Origin of the sequence: Anthropogastromicrobium sp., assembly GCF_037349415.1 — a bacterium.
Classification (GTDB): Bacteria; Bacillota; Clostridia; order Lachnospirales; family Lachnospiraceae; genus Anthropogastromicrobium; species Anthropogastromicrobium aceti.
Genome location: NZ_JAXWCK010000012.1, coordinates 103,194 through 121,227 on the forward strand (window position 1 = coordinate 103,194; position 18,034 = coordinate 121,227).

Sequence of the window (18,034 nt, forward strand, 5' to 3'; positions counted from 1 at the left end):
TCTAATATTTGTTAAAAGTCAAAGAGCGACAGCTGATTGGACTCTGGAATATCGCTTAAAATTCCAAGCTCCAAAAGCTTATCACTAACTGTCTGTCCCACTTTGGCGCGCTCTCGAAAATCTTGTCTTGAAAGGAACGCCCCTCCGAGTGCTGCTTCTACAATGGATTCTGCTGCCTTATTTCCAAGACCTTCTATAGAGCTTAGTGATGGCATTAGCTTTCCATCAACAATCTGGAATCTTGTTGCCTGTACCTTAAACAAGTCAATTGGTGTAAATTCAAAGCCTCTTACATACATTTCCTGAACAATACGCATATCGTGATAGGAATCCTTCTCCTTTGGTGAAAGCGTGTCCATTCGGCTTTCATAATCAGCCATATGACGTTCTAGTGCTTCTTTGCCCTGACACATCAATTCATATGAAAAGGCAGTGGCACGTATACTAAAGTAGGCAGCATAAAATGCCAGCGGATAAAAGATTTTGCAGTATGCAATTCGCCACATCATCATAACATAAGCTGCGGCATGTGCCTTAGGGAACATGTATTTAATCTTTTTACAAGACCATATATACCAGTCTGGCACATCATGCTCAACCATAGTCTGCTCCCATTCTGGCTGAAGACCCTTTCCTTTTCGAACTGCCTCCATGATCTTAAACGAAAGACCTTTTTCAATGCCCTTGCTGATTAAGTAAACCATGATATCATCTCGCGTACATATAGCAGTTGAAATGGTCGCCTTTTTCTCCTGCAGAAGTGTCTGGGCATTTCCAAGCCATACATCTGTACCATGTGACAAACCCGCAATACGAACTAAATCTGAGAAATGCTGCGGCTGTGTTTCAATTAACATGCCCATAGCAAAGTCAGTGCCAAACTCCGGAAGACCAAGTGCACCAAGCTTACAGCCACCTATATCCTCTGGCTTTATTCCAAGCGCAGATGTGTCCTTAAATAATGACATTACCTCTGGACTGTCGAGCGGAATTTCTCTTGCATCAATTCCTGTTAAATCTTCAAGCATACGGATCATGGTAGGATCATCATGGCCAAGTATGTCAAGCTTTAACAAGTTATGATCAATTGAATGGTAATCAAAGTGTGTTGTTACTGTGCTGGTCGTCATATCATTTGCCGGATGCTGTACTGGTGTGAAGGAGTTAATATCTTCACCGATTGGAAGTACAATTATTCCGCCGGGATGCTGCCCTGATGTTCGTTTTACGCCAGTACAGCCAGTGACAAGGCGGTTAATTTCGCACTCTCGCTTATGTTGGTTATGTTCTTCATAATAATTCTTCACGTAGCCAAATGCTGTTTTTTCTGCCAGTGTACCTACAGTGCCGGCTCTAAAGGTTTGTCCGGCGCCAAAAATAACCTCTGTATAGGCATGAGCCTTACTCTGGTATTCACCAGAGAAGTTTAAGTCAATATCAGGCTCCTTATCACCATAAAAGCCTAGGAATGTCTCGAATGGGATATCATAGCCATCCTTTGCAAGCTTTTCACCGCATACAGGACAAATTTTATCTGGCATATCGCAGCCTGCACCACCACCAAACTTTTTAACTTCCTCCGAATCAAAATCACTGTAATGACATTTCTTGCAGTAATAATGTGGACTTAATGGATTTACCTCTGTAATTCCAGACATAGTTGCAACAAATGATGATCCGACAGAACCACGAGAGCCTACCATGTAACCGTCTTCGTTTGACTTATGAACAAGCTTAACGGCAATCAGATACATAACGGCGAAGCCATTTGAAATGATTGAGTGAAGCTCATGCTCTAAGCGTTCTTCTACTATTGGCGGCAGCGGATCGCCATACATTGAATGTGCCTTTTCATAACACATATTTCTAAGGTCTATATCTGAATTTTCAATAACAGGCGGACATTTATCAGGTCTTACAGGCGCCAGATGATCAATACGATCTGCAATCAGATTCGTATTTGTGACAACTACCTCATATGCCTTATCACTTCCCAAATATTCAAATTCCTTTAGCATTTCTTCTGTTGTTCTGTAATAAAGCGGCGGCTGGAAATCAGCATCCTTAAAGCCTTTACCGCTCATAATAATACGGCGGTAAACCTCATCCTCTGGATTTAAAAAATGCACATCGCATGTTGCGCAGACAGGTTTATCGTAAAGCTCGCCAAGCTGAACAATCTTTTTATTAAGAGCCTCAAGATCTTCTCTTGTCTTATAAGGAGAATCCTCTTCACGCAGCATAAACTCATTGTTTCCTGTAGGCTGAATTTCCAGATAATCATAAAAGGAGACAATTTTTGCAATTTCATCATCGCTCTCTCCTCCTGTGATTGCACGAAACAGCTCGCCTGCCTCACACGCCGATCCAATAATCAGTCCCTCTCTGTATTTCATAATTTCTGAGCGTGGGAATCTCGGTCTTCTGGCAAAATATTTAACATGTGCCATTGAGATCAGACGATACAGATTTATTCGGCCTACTTCATTTGCTGCAAGCAATATGATGTGATACGTAGGCATTCGCATGATTGCCTCTGGTGTCATAACAGCCTTTTCTACAATATCATCAAGTGTTTCAAAGCCTTTCTTCTTAAGCATCGGAAGAAACTTGACAAAAATTTCTGCTGTTGCCCCGGCATCATCTACTGCCCTATGATGATTCTCAAGTGAAACATGAAGCTCTTTTGCAACAGTATCAAGCTTAAAACGTCCAAGATGCGGCAGAAGAAAACGTGCCAGTCCAACTGTATCAACGTAAGTTGGAGGAAATTCAATGCCAAGCTGCTCTGCATTATAGCGGATAAAGCTTGTATCAAAGGACGCATTATGCGCTACAAGGACACAGCCTTCGCAAAAGCTCAAAAATTTAGGAAGAATTTCCTCTACGCCTGGTGCATCACAAACCATAGCATCATTGATTCCGGTTAGTCGTTCAATCGTAAACGGAATAGGAACACGCGGATTGATGAACTCAGAAAAGCGGTCTGTAATCTCACCATTTATCACCTTTACAGCACCAATCTCAATGATTTTATTTTTAGATGGATGAAATCCTGTTGTCTCAATATCAAATACAACATATGAAGCATCAAGAGAAGCACCGTTACTATTTACAACGATTTCCTTTAAGTCATCGACTAAGTATCCCTCGCAGCCAAAGATCAGCTTAAAATCATCACCCTTTGACAATGCATGTGCAGCTTCTGGGAAAGCATACGCACAGCCATGATCTGTTATGGCAAGAGCAGTGTGTCCCCAGCCCTTTGCTGTTTTTACAAGCGCTTGCGCATCAGATACAGCATCCATCTCTGAGGACTTTGTATGGCAGTGAAGTTCAACTCGTTTTACAAGAGCGTGATCTTCGCGTTTTTCTTCCTTCCATTCCGCACGCTTTATACCTGATACAGAGGAAATCGTTACTTCATGGTCAAACTTATCCATCATGGCGATGCCCTTAACAGTTACAGCCTTGCCAACAGCCACATCCTTTTTTAATTCGGATAAAAACTCATTTGGAACAAAGATTTTTGCCATGATCGTATCTGTGTAATCAGTTACAGCAAAGGAAATAATAGTTTTCTCGCCATTTCTAAGCTCACGCTCAGTTACAGCAATAATCTTTCCATTTATGACAACTTCTCCGATCTCCTCCTGAATCTCAACAATTTTCATTGGTGTGACATCCTCAAAATTGCGTCCATATACCATGTTTGGATCGTCTGAACGAAGAGGACGCTTGGCGCTGTATCCGCCTTTATTACCCTTGTTATAGGATGATTTTTGAAAATTGCCGCCTGGAATTTCGCGCGGTGTCTGAACGTTTTTTTCGCCAGCTGATTTGGTAGCTTTTGAGGGATCTCCTTTTCTAAGAGTAGTTTTTTCACTGCCTTTTTTCGTATCAGCAGAGGCTGTATCAATAAATTCATCCTCTTTCTCTTTGGAAGCCACGCTGTTGGCTTTCATGATACGTGCGATAGCCTGTGCCTCTGCGCGCTTTTTTTCTTCCTCAATTGCTGTTGTATCACGCTCTTTAAATGATACTGCTACAGGAATTGATATTGCACAGCGGTCATAAAAAACCATCTGAATCCATTCACGCAGCTCGCCAGCACGATTTCTAGCCCAAAGACTATCCTCTAATGTAAGCAAAAGAGAATCATCATCAGCTACCTTCCAGTCAGCGCGCATCAAAATATGATAATCCAGATCACTTCGACGCTTAATTTCTGCAAATAAACTGTCCTTATAGACATCAACAAGATATGACGGTGTGTATTGTTCTGACAGTGAAAAAGATTCAAATATACGAATCTTCATATCACCATCAGGAAACATCTGCTTTTCAATTTTAGATTCCACCGCATAAATCTGCGGCTTTGAAATCAGACGGCGACAAAGCAGATATACATGAATCGCCGTCCTGTCACGATTATATTTTAATGCAGTTACTTCTGCAAATTCAAACAGATCCTTCAGCTCATCTTCTAGGATAAGCGCTGGAAATGTTTCAAAAAAGCGCTTTGCCATGAAAGTTCCTTTCTGAATTATTATGCCTGCCAGTTATCCAATTCTTCCTTTAATCCGGCAAGCAGCTCCTCTTCCGGAAGCTTTCGGATGATTTCACCCTTTTTTATGATAACACCGCAGCCAACACCTCCTGCAATGCCAAGATCAGCTTCCTTTGCCTCACCTGGACCATTTACAACACAGCCCATAACAGCAACCTTAATATCATATGGATAACGGCTGACAAGCGTTTCTGCCTCATTTGCCAGACGAATCAGATCAATCTGTGTACGTCCACAGGTTGGACAGGATACAATCTCTGCACCACCCTTTCGAATACCAAGTGTCTTTAAAATGATCTTAGCTGAACGAATCTCTTCAACAGGGTCACCAGTCAGTGATACGCGGATGGTATTTCCAATTCCCTGATTTAAAATTAATGCTAGACCAATAGATGACTTAATATTTCCTGAAATAATTGTTCCAGCCTCAGTGATGCCCACATGAAGCGGGTAAGGTGTTTTATCGGCAATTAATTCATGCGCTTTTACGCACATCATAACATCCGATGATTTAATGCTGATGACAAGTTGATCATAACCAAACTGTTCAATCATTGCCACCTTTTCAAGAGCACTCTCTACCAAACCCTCTGCCGTCACGCCATTATATTTTTCAATATATTTTTTTTCAAGAGAACCACTATTAACACCGACACGGATAGGAACATGATATTCCTTTGCCTTCTCGACAACAGCACGCACACGCTCATCACTTCCGATATTTCCAGGATTAATGCGAATCTTATCAGCACCATTTTCCATAGCGGCAATTGCCAACCTGTAATCAAAATGAATATCGGCTACTAACGGAATATGAATACGCTTTTTAATCTCACCAATTGCCTTTGCTGCCTCCATATCAGGCACTGTACAGCGAATAATCTCGCAGCCAGCATCTTCAAGACGAAGAATCTGTTCAACAGTTGCATCAACATCCTGTGTCTTTGTATTTGTCATAGATTGAATCAAAATAGGATAACTGCCGCCAATCACACGGTTTCCTATTCGTATTTCTTTTGTAAGTTCTCGAATTTGCTTTGTATTTTGTTCCATTTTTTACCCCTCACATATAAATGATTCCTCACTGGAAAATCTTTATAATATCGCTAAACAAAATGAATATCATAAAAATGAAGAGGAAAATAATTCCTGCGATGTGAACGATTGCCTCTTTTTCTTTTGGCACCGGCTTGCCCCGCACTGCTTCAATTAGTAAAAACAGTAATCTTCCGCCGTCTAATGCCGGAATCGGAAGCAGATTCATGACGCCTAAGTTGGCACTGATCATGACAACAAAATTTGCAAGCGTTAAAAACATCGTCATCGCACGGTCTGAAAACGATTCATCGGCCATAGAGGTATTGACCTCTTCAACCATATCATTTACTGTAGTCGCAATGCCAACAGGACCAGAAAAGCTCGTCATCGGAAGGTCTCCGGTAAATATCATACCAAGACTTTTGATTACCGTAACAACGTTATATTTCACCTCGTAAAGACCATATTGGAGTGTCTCATACCATTTTAAGCCATAGCGAGCACCAGAGTAAATACCCATGTAATACGTATTATTTGCCTCGTCATACTTTGGAACAAGTGTTGTTTCATGAGTCTGGTTATCTCTTACATAAGTAACGTCAAGTGATTTGCCAGGGTTCATTGCCATATAGATCTGAATTTCACGAAACAAATGGACACGTGAGCCATTCACTGAGGTGATTAAATCGCCTTTCTCAAGACCTGCCTCCTGTGCAGGATACTTATCAATAACTCCCTGCACATATGGTTTGTCGCTTCCGGCAAAACCGATCACAATAACAGCAAGCACAAAGGCAAGCAAAAAATTAAAGATTGGTCCTGCTGCAATAATTGAAATACGTGCCCAGACATTCTTCTCAGCAAGACTATGCGCCTTGTCTGTAATTTCTTCTGCGTCCGGATCAACTATTCCATTGTCATCCCCCAGCATCAGGCAGGAGCCGCCAAAAGGTATCCATTTAAGAGAATATCGTGTTCCCTTATGAACAGTGCTCAAAAGTCTCGGTCCCATGCCAATTGAAAACTCAATTACCCCTACCCCGTTCTTTTTTGCAAGAAGGAAATGGCCAAATTCATGGATGAATACAACCAATCCGATAATTAAAAAAAGTGCAATAATGCTGAATGGATTCATACTTTCCTCTTTCTTTTAGTACTAGTTTCTTACCCTGTTGTAATCTATGCCAACGCTGACTGTAAAAATTCGTATACAGCTGCCTCAGTCTCTAAAATGTTGTCGACATTCGGATTTTGAACAAAGCCAACATGATCAAGAGAGGCTTCAATTGCCTCAATAATGCCCGGATATGACAATTTGTGATCAAGAAAACGGCTGACAGCAAACTCATTAGCTGCGTTGTATATTGTTGGTCTGTTTCCACCTTCTTTTCCAACTTTATAAGCAAGTGCCAGTCCAGGGAAGTTTTCAAAATCAGGTGCAAAGAAGCTGATGCTTCCAAGTTCTGCAAAATCGAGGCGTTTTCCAGGAAGATATCTTCTGTCTGGATATGTCAGTGCTAACTGAATAGGAAGCTTCATATCAGGTGTGCCAAGCTGGGCAATAATAGCACCATCCTCAAACTGTACCATTGAATGGATAACAGACTGTGGCTGGATCACAACCTGAACCTGATCATATTCAACGCCAAAAAGCCACTTTGCTTCCATTACCTCTAATCCCTTATTTACCATGGTAGAAGAATCAATTGTAATCTTTCTTCCCATTACCCAGTTAGGATGCTTTAATGCATCCTCAGGGCGAATATTTTTCATTTGTTCTTTCGTCCATCCACGGAACGGTCCGCCAGATGCTGTCAGAAGAATTTTATCAATCTTGTGACCAGTTGATCCTTCTGGAAAGCTTCCCATAAGTGACTGGAAAATAGCAGAATGCTCACTGTCTACTGGAAGCAGGCGCACCCCGTACTGCTTGGTCATTGGAACAATCAGATGACCGGCAGTAACAAGTGTTTCCTTATTTGCAAGTGCGATATCTTTGCCTGCCTTAATAGCTGCTATAGTCGGACGTATTCCAATCATTCCGACAACTGCAGTAACAACGATCTGTGTTTCCGGGAATGCAGCTGCCTCAATAAGACCATCCATTCCGCTTACAATCGTTACATCAAGGTCGGCAACAGCCTGTTTTAATAGTTTTGCCGCATCTTCTTTATAAACACATACAAGCTTTGGATGAAATTCGCGAATCTGCTTTTCAAGCAGTTCAACATTACTTCCGGCGGCTAACACAGTTGCTTCCATATCTGGCTGGCTGCGAATAACCTCTAAGCTTTGTGTTCCAATAGAACCTGTAGATCCTAAAATGGCAATTTTTTTCATTATAAAAACCTGCCTTTCTTCGTTAATTATTCTTCGCTTACGCAATACGCTGAAGTAGCGTTACGAGAATGTAGATTAACGGTGCTGTAAAAATAATACTGTCAAAACGATCCATGATTCCGCCGTGTCCCGGAATCAGATTTCCATAATCCTTAATCTGGTACTGGCGTTTGATCGCAGAAGCGGAAAGATCTCCAAACATGGAAATAAAGCCACCGCATGCACCAATAATAGCACAAAAAACAGCCGGATTTGAAAATTCAGTCAGATTTGTCTTGAAAATTGTTCCATAAAGCGCACCAATTAATGCACTTCCTATAATTCCGCCGACTGCACCCTCGATTGATTTTTTTGGACTTAATACAGGTGTCATTTTATGTTTTCCAATCGCACGTCCAACTAAATATGCACATGTATCACAACCCCATGCGCTGATAAAGATCAGCCATACTGTGTAGGCACCATCATTGCTTATTCTTGTTTGGAAAATAAATGACATCATCAATGCCACATATACCATTCCAAATGTTGCTTTTGCAATCTCTTCTGCCGTGAATTTTGGATAAGTAGCCACATATGAGACCATCATTGCCAAAAATCCTAAGACAAGTATAAGAACAACAAGATCATTTTTTCCTGCCAGAATGACAGATTCTATTCCGATTGCTGTCAGATAACCAACAAGCGCAGGAATCTTTTTTTCCATCTGAAAAACACGGTACAGCTCATACATGCCAACCAGGCTGATCAGAAGCATAAATAAATACAGAAGCGGGCCCGAGGCGATGATTGCACACATAGTCACTGCCAACAGCACAATTCCGCTGATTGTTCTTGTAATAAACATAAATTTTTATGCCTTTCTGTAAGTAAAATGTTATATAAATCTTATTTGGTCAGACGACCTCCATAACGGCGCTCACGCTTTCCAAATGAATCTACTGCCTTTTGCAGCTCTTCCTTGTTAAAATCAGGCCACAAAACATCTGTCACATAAATTTCTGTGTAAGCCAGCTGCCAGAGCAAGAAATTTGACAGACGAAGCTCACCGCTTGTGCGAATTAAAAGATCTGGATCTGGCATATCTGCAGTATCCAGATAAGAGCCAATTGTCTGCTCCGTAATAGCTGTAGGCTCGAGCTTTCCTGCTTTCACATCCTCTGCCATGCGAATCATTCCGCGGCGCATCTCGTCTCTTGCACCATAGTTGATCGCAATGGCAAATACCATGCGTGTATTATTTCTTGTCTCATATTCAAGCTTATTTAAACCATTCACCAGATCTGGTGCAAAGCGGCTTCGCTCTCCTATAATTTTAACACGTACATTCTCCTCTTCGGCTACCTTTAAAAGCTTTTTAATGTAAAAGCCCATAAGAACCATAAGCGCCGAAACCTCTTCCTCAGAGCGCTTCCAGTTTTCAGTGGAAAACGCATAAACAGTCAAATAGTCAATACCAAGATCAGCTGCATCGCGCACAGTTTGCTCTAGTACCTTACAGCCTTCTGCATGACCCATTTTTCGTGGCAGCTTTCTGCGCTCAGCCCATCTGCCGTTTCCGTCCATAATGATCGCGACATGACGCGGAATCTTTTTTTGTTCATCCATATGAGTACCTCACAGGTATAATCTTATTTTATCTTGTTACACAAAACAGGACAGGCAAAACGCCTGCCCTGAAAATTTCTTATTATTAGACAGTCATGATTTCCTTTGATTTATTCTCAACACTCTTGTCTATCTTTGCAACATATTTGTCTGTCATCTTCTGGATTTTCTCTTCGCCTTCCTTGCGCTCATCCTCAGTAATGTCAGTTGACTTCTCCATCTTCTTTAAGGTATCGTTAGCATCACGGCGAACATTGCGGACAGCAACCTTTGCAGCCTCACCCTTCTTCTTAATGTCCTTTACTAATTCCTTACGTCTTTCCTCTGTAAGCTCTGGGAATACAAGGCGAATGCTTGTACCATCATTTGTTGGTGTGATTCCAAGATCAGATGCCAGAATAGCTTTCTCGATAGCCTTTAACAGACTCTTCTCCCACGGATTGATCTGGATGATTCTCGGCTCCGGAACTGAAATATTTCCTACCTGCTGCATAGGAGTCGGAGTTCCATAATATTCAACCATAATTCTGTTTAACAGATTTGGATTTGCACGTCCTGCACGGATATTGGCAAACTCGCCATCCAGATTTTCGCAGGTTTTTGTCATCTTCTCTTCACATTTTTTAATAACTTCCTTCATAGTTACGCTCCTTCGGTTTTATGGTTTTTAAATTTAATAGTTTTTAAATTCTCAGGCTGTTACATGAGTTCCTGTAATCTTGCCGTTTAATGCATTTGCAATGCTGTTTTCTTCGTTTAAGCCAAATACAGCAAGCGGCATATGGTTTTCCATACACATGATAGATGCCGTCATATCAATAACAGCAAGGCGCTTATCTACGACCTCTTTAATAGTTACGGTATCATACTTGACAGCATCTGGATTCTTTGCCGGATCACTGTCATAAACACCGTCGATTGCCTTTGCAAGAAGGATAACGTCTGCCTCCATCTCAATGGCACGCAGTACAACACCAGTGTCAGTAGAAAAATATGGATGTCCGGTACCGCCTGCAAAGAAAACAACCTTTCCCTGTGCAAGTGCTTCATTTGCTGCATCCTTAGAGAACAGCTTTGTAAAGGTGCTGCAGGCAAATGGTGTGAAGATTTCAGTCTTCATGCCTGTGGTACGGAAGATTTCAGATACATAGATACAGTTCATAACAGTTGCCAGCATACCAATCTGGTCTGCCTTTGGTCGATCAATTGCGTTGCTGGAACGGCCTCTCCAGAAGTTTCCGCCGCCAATTACAATTGCAACCTGTACGCCCTGGTCAACTGACAGCTTTACCTGTCTTGCAACGTCCTTTACAACTTCTTCATCAAAACCAGTCTTTTTTTCACCAGCTAATGCTTCTCCGCTGAGCTTAAGCATAACTCTGCGCTGTTTTTCCATGTTTGTCTCGTCCTTTCTGTGGGTTGTATCTTTGGTTATCGTTTCACCCAGATACATATATCAGTATCTTACCATACAGACTTTTAAAAATCAACTAAAATATGCGAATGGGCGTCTGGTGAACTGTAGTAATATGCAACCCGGAAGTTTTATGAAAGCGATTAGAAGTGTAGCAGTGTAACCCGGAAGTTTTACCGAAAGGTGCTTCGACGAATGACTTTGTCGACGGGCCCAATTGATTTATTGTTAAATAGAAAGCCATGGATGATGCAAAAATCAGCATTGTCCATGGCTTAACTATTGTTTGCTTTAATGTCAAGAATATTGTTTCAAAAATATGTTTTGCAATATACCAGAGATTGTTTCAAAAACTGTTCCAATATATTGAGATCACGATACATTCCGTGGTTGCAGTGCGGGAACTCAAAATAATCGTATTGTACGCCATTTTCCTCCAATGCGGAAACCAGCTTGTATTTCAATTTCCCCGGCACAAGGTGGTCTTTCAGTCCATATCCCATCAGAGTAGGAACAGAGTTTTCACTCACAAGCCTTGCCGGTGAAATCATATCTACATACTGCTTATATTCGCCGCTGTGGATGGCTTTCTCTGTAATATCCACGCCTGTCATCATAGAAAGAAATTCTGCATCAGTATCAAGATTGTCGACCTTTTTCAGAATATTCCAATCGTCGGGTTCGAAATCAGCAGGTGCGGCAAGCTGGAACACAAATTTTACAGGTATGGCAGATGAATCTGCACAAGTGTAGGCATAATTCATCGCCAGCGTTCCACCGGCTGAAACACCACAGGTTGCCATACCATCAAGGGTGTATCCGAGTTCTATGCATTTTTCATTTATTGCATTTACACATTCTTTGATTTCCGTGTTCATTCTCACAAGGCTTGCGTCCTCTTGAACAGTTTGCAAAGAATAGTCAAGTGAAGCCGTAATATAGCCCTTTGAAGCGTAGTATTTACACCAAACCTCGCCGTCCTCTTTGGTTCCTGAATTAAAACTGCCGCCGTGGATATAGAGAATGAGCTGCTGTGCTTTTCCTTTATCAATGTTGGAAGGAACATACAAATCGTATTTATGTCCATAATCATTTTCGTAGTTCAGGTCGCTGTAAACTGTTCCGATGGTATCATCCCATTGAACCAGCAGAAGTTTCATCGGTGCAGAACCGAGCATATTTACCCTCACTAAAGCACTGATTACGAATACGACAACAAACAGTATGCACCACAGTAATATTTTTGTTCTTTTCTTCATACCACCACCGCCTTATATCAGATTGTCAAGAAGCAATTCCCCGACAATCGCACCGAGTATAGCAGCTATGATAATTACAGCAACGGTAATCCCGATGTTGATGAATAGTTTCTTTCTATTTTTATCCATATAATTCCCTCTTATCATTCGTCCGGCTTGAGAAAGCCCAATATATCGGATATTGCCTGCTCTCTGTGCTTTGCATTAAAGAAAATGTGTCCTGCCCCGGAAATGGTAACAAGCTTTGCAAAAGCATCACTTTCTTCATACACCGACAGAGCCTTTTCGGAGCCGGATATATTTACAAGATTGTCGTTTTTCCATTTCGTTTATTATGTAATTTCTCCAATTATTTTACTGGCATATACTTGTCAAGATATTCTTCCATTTTCTGATTATACAGAAGAAATTCCTTGTTATCATTCTGCAAGCCATGTCCGGAATGTTCGCAGACAATATATTCGTGCGGCACATTATGTTCCGTCAAAGCCTGATCCAGACGAACGGATGCCTCAAAAGATTGCACCTTGTCATATTTTCCGTATGCCAAAACAGATGGAACTGTGTTTTCGTCAATCCACAAAAGAGCAGAAATGTCCTTGATTGCTTCATCATATTCCGGTGTGCCGAACATATCAGATATAATTTCTTTTCCTGCCATAACACTGAACAGACCTGCCGCAGCTTCCTTGCTTTCCTCCGTATTCTTATCCAAGCCGTAGCAACCCCAGTCCTCCGGATAGAAGCTGGAGGGACCGACAGCACCGAACACCATTCTTACAGGAACAGGAGAAAGTTCTGCATCTCTGTACGCATAAAGCATGGCAAGACAATGACCTGCCGACCCACCGCCGATGGACATCTCATCGATATGATAGCCGAGTTTTTCCGATTCTGCAATGACTACGGGCATACTCTCTTTGATTTCGATTGACTGGGAATAAACGCTTGCTTCCGTATGTGCTTCGTCACGCAATGTATAGTTAATTCCTGCTGCGACATAGCCTTTGGAACACAGCCATTTTAGGATTTGTTCATCGCCGGATTTATCACCGGCAGTAAATCCGCCTGCGTGGAGATAAACCACCAACCCGTAACTTTCTTTCGTATTGTCCGCCGGAACATAGAGGTCGAATTTGTTGGCATCCATTTCTCCGTATGAAATGTCCTTATAAACTGTGCCGACAGACTCGTTCCACTCTGCCGTAAAATCTTTCGTCCAGGACGGCTGGACAAACTTGCTTGCCACACCTATTCCTGCTGCGGCAATAAAAACACCGATATAAATAAATGTCCACATAATCCTTCGACCTTTCTTTGCCTTTTCTGTTTTATTCTCTTCTTTCATCATAAGATGTTACCCCAAAACATAGTGCCACCCATTAAGAGATTCATAAATCCTCGTACTGCTAATCTGCCGAGAACAATACCAACAATAATTAGTATAGCTAAAATAATCAACCGCTTTGTCATAATAGACATGATTTTTTCTCCTTGCTTTATTCACCATTGACACAACATTTGTTACACCATATAATATACAGCAGAACGAGGAAAAGATAAAGTCACAATCATAGGCTGATTGTGATATCAAGGAGTCAAAGTGTATGGGATATAATAAAAGAAACGACGAAATCAACGCCATTACCAAAGAAAGCATTGCTTTTGCCTATTGTGAATTGCTGCAAAATGAGCAGAATATCTCCGTAACCATGATTTGTGAAAAAGCCGGAGTGTCACGCAATGCCTATTACCGCAACTTCAATTCCACAGATGAAATCATCATATACTGCCTGATTTTGAAATGGGCAAAGTATTGTGAAATCAATCCTGTGCCGCCAGAAGATGGAGAAGTATTGAAGCAAAGACTGATTCAGTTCTTTTATGCGGAAAAAGAGTTCGTGCGGGCAATCAAAAAGCACGATAAAGTATATCTGATTGAGGAGCTTTTCAGAAAGGTCATTGTTCCAGCAGAAGATATTGGCATGGCAAAATACCTTCTGTATGTGGTTGCCTATTCGGTTTATGGTATCATCCGGGCGATGATTGATAATGATTTTTCGGAAACACCAGAGCAAATTTTGTCCATTAAATCTTAAACCCTTATGCAACAATCCCCTTTCCGTAAATTAACACGAAAAGGGGATTGTTATAATTTCCGAAATTCTACGGTTACTGATAATTCAAGTGAATAATGTTTTACTACCATGCTGTCAAACTGTCAATCGAATCCACCCATGCCTGCATTTCAATCCGTTCCTCCTGCCATTATTTAATTAATTTGGTATCTGTTAAATTTCTGGGTAGTACTGCATATAATGATATGAATTACATAAAATGGGTTGAAATCAGATGAATTTAAATCTTACAAAAATGCAGGGAACCGGAAACGATTATATCTTTGCAAATTTGCTTGACGTAGGCGACTCTGAAATATTTGATGAGATGAATTGGAGCCAGATGGCAATCCGTCTTAGTGATCGCCATTTCGGAATAGGTTCTGATGGCTTGATTTTCATTTGTCCATCCGATATCGCGGATTGTCGTATGCGTATGTTTAATGCAGACGGCTCAGAGGGGGCTATGTGTGGAAATGGAATACGCTGTCTGGGAAAATATGTGTATGAACGGAGTCTAATAAAGAAAACTGTAATTTGTGTGGAAACAATGGCAGGAATACGAACACTCTATCTTGATATTGAAAACGAGAATCATGTTCGATTCGTTTCTGTAGATATGGGGATTCCTATTATTTTGCCAACTATTGAAATCAATTCATTTTTGCTGACACCGGTTTCAATCGGAAATCCTCATGTTGTTTACTTTGTGCCAAATCAGCCGTCTGAGTATCCAGTTGAAAAATGGGGACCGTTTTTAGAGTGTCATTCACGATTAAAGGAACGCAGCAATGTTGAGTTTGTTCAAGTTGTTTCACAAGATCGTCTTCGTCTTCGCATTTGGGAACGTGGTTCTGGTGAAACACTCTCTTGTGGAACTGGTGCCTGTGCAGCGGTGGTTTGTGCTATACAGCAAAAGGGGTTGGAAAATAAGGTTTTGGCAGAGGTGCCAGGTGGGACGCTAACTATTAGTTGGAATGGGAATGGAGAAGCCGTTTTTTTAAGCGGCCCAGCGGAATTTGTATTTGATGTTACAGTGCATATGTAACGTGTTGTTTTGTGAATGAGTGTCCTGTGAACTGCAATATTAGGTTGCAGAGGCGCTTTGTATGTGTTAAGATAAGGCAGATGTGAAAATATCGTACAGGAGGAATTGACACAAATGCTTACTTTAAAAAATACATCTGTTATGAATTTTGAAAATGCCATTCGCGGAGCACGAAATCCGATGAATAGCTGGGGCCGCATGGATAGCCATACTGAGCCGGATGGCACTTTTGTTTTTGGACCGAATGATCTTGATCTGGCAATGCGCCTTGCAAAAGCAGGTTCTGATCATAGAAAATATCTGCGCATGGTTTTTGTCAGCGTAGATGTAACTGCACCACTTTACTGGTGGAAGGAATATGATACTTATAAGGTAGCCACTGTTGCTAACTCAACAAGTACTATGCATAAAATCCACAGCAAACCATTCTCAATTGATGACTTCTCCTGCGATCATATGACAGACGGTACAAAAAAATTTATGGAAACAGTTGTTGCCGAGCTTGAAAACATCCGTCTTCGCTTTAAGGAGACAAAATCAAAGGATGACTGGTATGACATGATCCAGCTTCTTCCAAGCAGCTATAACCAGATGCGCACCTGCACATTTAATTATGAGACATTAATCAACATTTATCGCGCAAGAAAGAATCATAAGCTAGCTGAGTGGCATACCTTCTGTGACTGGATTGAAACACTTCCATATGCAGAGCAGTTGATTACGTTTGAGCCATAATATACTCTTATAATTGAAAAGATTCGATGAGAATCTGGCTGTTTTCTTAGCTGCACAATAATGCGCGCCAATAGCTCATCAATCTCAAATAGCTTTGTGATGAAAAAACAGCGGAATGCCATTTTGCACTCCGCTGCCCTTGCCATTGTAATATTACTAATATGTCACGAATATTACAATCGTTCATTACGATAAATTACTGCTTACTGCTTCCCAGTCGTTCCAAAGCCTCCGCGGTCGCAGCCTTCTAAATGCTCCACTTCTTCAAATTGAAGTGCTGGCTGATGTGCCATAATACGAAACTGGCAAATTCTGTCATTTACGTGAATACATGTGTCGCGTACCGCCATCACAGGTACTTTCCATTCGTCATGATCACCGCAGTAGCTTTCATCAATCACACCCATATGATTTGTCTGGATGAGACCGAAATTCTTAAATGTACTGCTTCTTGGAACAACATGTGCCTCGTAGCCCTTTGGAAGCTGCACTGCAATACCAAGAGAAATAAGACGAGCCTCTCCGGCCTTCATATTTACTTCCTCTGCGCTTCTTAGATCAATCCAATCAGATTTTCCGTCGATGAAACGGAGTTTTTCAATTTTGTCACTCAAATAGCGAATTTTTAATGTTTCCATGATACCTCATTACTAAAATTACAATTATTCGTATAACGGATATTTGTCAGTCAGGCTCTTAACAAGTGCCATTGCTTCTTCTTTGTTTTTCTCCATATCGTCGATAACAAGAGAGATTGCCTGTGCGACAACATCCATATCAGCTGTATTAAAGCCTCTGGTAGTAACAGCGGCTGTTCCAAGACGGATACCACTTGTCGTAAATGCAGACTGTGGGTCATTCGGTACGGTGTTCTTATTGCATGTAATGTTGGCAGCATCAAGCATCTTTTCAGCCTGCTTTCCAGTTACACCCTTATTTATCAGATTTACGAGCATTAGATGATTATCTGTTCCGCCTGATACAAGCTCAAAGCCACGATTCATAAGGCCAGAAGCAAGTGCCTGCGCATTATCAATAATTCCCTGTGCATAAAGCTTGAATGACGGATCAAGTGCTTCCTTAAAGCAAACAGCCTTTCCTGCGATAACATGCATAAGCGGTCCGCCCTGAATGCCTGGGAAAATTGCCTTATTAAAGTTGTACTTTTTGTTAACTTCGTTGCTGCACATGATCATGCCGCCTCGCGGTCCGCGAAGTGTCTTGTGAGTGGTTGTAGTAGTTACATGTGCGTAAGGAATTGGACTTTCATGAAGTCCAGCTGCGACAAGACCTGCGATATGCGCCATATCAACCATTAAAACTGCGCCTACTTCATCTGCGATCTCACGGAAGCGCTTAAAGTCGATCTTTCTTGCGTAGGCAGAGGCACCGGCTACGATCATCTTTGGCTTGCACTCAAGTGCAATACGGCGAACTTCGTCATAATCAATAAAGCCATCTGCATTAATTCCATAAGGAACAGCGTGAAAGTACTTTCCTGACATGTTTACCGGGCTTCCATGTGTAAGATGACCACCCATGTCGAGGCTCATACCCATAAAGGTATCACCAGGATTTAATACGGCAAAAAAGACTGCCATATTTGCCTGTGCTCCAGAGTGCGGCTGCACATTGACATACTCACAACCAAAAAGTTTCTTTGCGCGCTCTCTTGCTAACTCCTCTACTACGTCAACATATTCGCATCCACCATAATAACGTTTTCCCGGATAACCCTCTGCATATTTGTTTGTCAGAACGCTGCCCATTGCTGCCATAACGGCCTTGCTTACAAGATTTTCAGAGGCAATCAGCTCAATATGGGTACGCTGTCTTGTTAGCTCATCCGACATTGCCTGTGCCAATTCAGGGTCATACTTTTCTACTTCCTCAAATCCTAACATG

Annotated in this window: 15 protein-coding genes; 3 read left to right on the forward strand and 12 right to left on the reverse strand. The window is 41.5% G+C overall.

What is annotated here, in order from left to right:
- Nucleotides 1-11 precede the first annotated feature (11 nt).
- The 10 genes from WJP93_RS01275 to WJP93_RS01320 form a co-directional block, all read right to left on the reverse strand.
- Nucleotides 12-4,529, reverse strand: coding sequence for a PolC-type DNA polymerase III (locus WJP93_RS01275; protein WP_337546410.1), 4,518 nt, complete (start codon nt 4,527-4,529; stop codon nt 12-14).
- A 20-nt stretch (nt 4,530-4,549) separates the two neighbouring features.
- Nucleotides 4,550-5,623: a flavodoxin-dependent (E)-4-hydroxy-3-methylbut-2-enyl-diphosphate synthase gene (gene ispG, locus WJP93_RS01280; protein WP_337546411.1), complete on the reverse strand. Its 1,074-nt coding sequence runs from the start codon at nt 5,621-5,623 to the stop codon at nt 4,550-4,552.
- A 28-nt stretch (nt 5,624-5,651) separates the two neighbouring features.
- Nucleotides 5,652-6,743 carry a M50 family metallopeptidase gene (locus WJP93_RS01285; RefSeq protein WP_118612817.1) on the reverse strand — a complete coding sequence of 364 codons (1,092 nt, stop codon included), beginning with the start codon at nt 6,741-6,743 and terminating at the stop codon, nt 5,652-5,654.
- Between the two features lie 44 nt (nt 6,744-6,787).
- Entirely contained in the window at nt 6,788-7,948 is a 1,161-nt protein-coding gene (locus WJP93_RS01290) for a 1-deoxy-D-xylulose-5-phosphate reductoisomerase (RefSeq protein WP_337546412.1), read from the reverse strand.
- Nucleotides 7,949-7,985: 37 nt separating this feature from the next.
- Entirely contained in the window at nt 7,986-8,795 is an 810-nt protein-coding gene (locus tag WJP93_RS01295) for a phosphatidate cytidylyltransferase (protein WP_262535839.1), read from the reverse strand.
- Between the two features lie 41 nt (nt 8,796-8,836).
- Entirely contained in the window at nt 8,837-9,556 is a 720-nt protein-coding gene (locus tag WJP93_RS01300; protein WP_337546414.1) for an isoprenyl transferase, read from the reverse strand.
- Between the two features lie 85 nt (nt 9,557-9,641).
- Nucleotides 9,642-10,196: a ribosome recycling factor gene (frr, locus tag WJP93_RS01305; protein ID WP_066561861.1), complete on the reverse strand. Its 555-nt coding sequence runs from the start codon at nt 10,194-10,196 to the stop codon at nt 9,642-9,644.
- Nucleotides 10,197-10,247: 51 nt separating this feature from the next.
- Nucleotides 10,248-10,952, reverse strand: coding sequence for a UMP kinase (gene pyrH, locus WJP93_RS01310; protein ID WP_066561863.1), 705 nt, complete (start codon nt 10,950-10,952; stop codon nt 10,248-10,250).
- A gap of 329 nt (nt 10,953-11,281) precedes the next feature.
- A complete protein-coding gene (locus WJP93_RS01315; RefSeq protein ID WP_082868646.1) occupies nt 11,282-12,229 on the reverse strand; it encodes an alpha/beta hydrolase in 948 nt (315 codons plus the stop codon).
- Between the two features lie 349 nt (nt 12,230-12,578).
- Nucleotides 12,579-13,529, reverse strand: coding sequence for an alpha/beta hydrolase (locus tag WJP93_RS01320; protein WP_066561963.1), 951 nt, complete (start codon nt 13,527-13,529; stop codon nt 12,579-12,581).
- Nucleotides 13,530-13,836: 307 nt separating this feature from the next.
- On the opposite strand from WJP93_RS01320, the gene WJP93_RS01325 reads away from it, so the two are divergent.
- The 3 genes from WJP93_RS01325 to WJP93_RS01335 all read left to right on the forward strand — a co-directional run bounded on the left by WJP93_RS01325 (nt 13,837) and on the right by WJP93_RS01335 (nt 16,129).
- A complete protein-coding gene (locus WJP93_RS01325) occupies nt 13,837-14,328 on the forward strand; it encodes a TetR/AcrR family transcriptional regulator (protein ID WP_066561870.1) in 492 nt (163 codons plus the stop codon).
- 253 nt (nt 14,329-14,581) lie between these two features.
- The gene (gene dapF, locus WJP93_RS01330; RefSeq protein ID WP_066561872.1) at nt 14,582-15,394 is read left to right on the forward strand and encodes a diaminopimelate epimerase; all 813 of its coding nucleotides are present in this window, start codon (nt 14,582-14,584) and stop codon (nt 15,392-15,394) included.
- Between the two features lie 114 nt (nt 15,395-15,508).
- Entirely contained in the window at nt 15,509-16,129 is a 621-nt protein-coding gene (locus WJP93_RS01335) for a hypothetical protein (protein WP_066561874.1), read from the forward strand.
- 203 nt (nt 16,130-16,332) lie between these two features.
- Here the strand turns inward: WJP93_RS01335 and WJP93_RS01340 are convergent, their stop codons facing one another.
- Both WJP93_RS01340 and glyA read right to left on the reverse strand, forming a co-directional pair.
- Complete coding sequence (locus WJP93_RS01340; protein ID WP_118612824.1) at nt 16,333-16,767, reverse strand: deoxyuridine 5'-triphosphate nucleotidohydrolase; 435 nt, start codon at nt 16,765-16,767, stop codon at nt 16,333-16,335.
- Between the two features lie 24 nt (nt 16,768-16,791).
- Nucleotides 16,792-18,033 (reverse strand): serine hydroxymethyltransferase, encoded by a 1,242-nt coding sequence (glyA, locus tag WJP93_RS01345; protein ID WP_227100466.1) that lies wholly within the window; start codon nt 18,031-18,033, stop codon nt 16,792-16,794.
- Nucleotide 18,034: the final 1 nt, after the last annotated feature.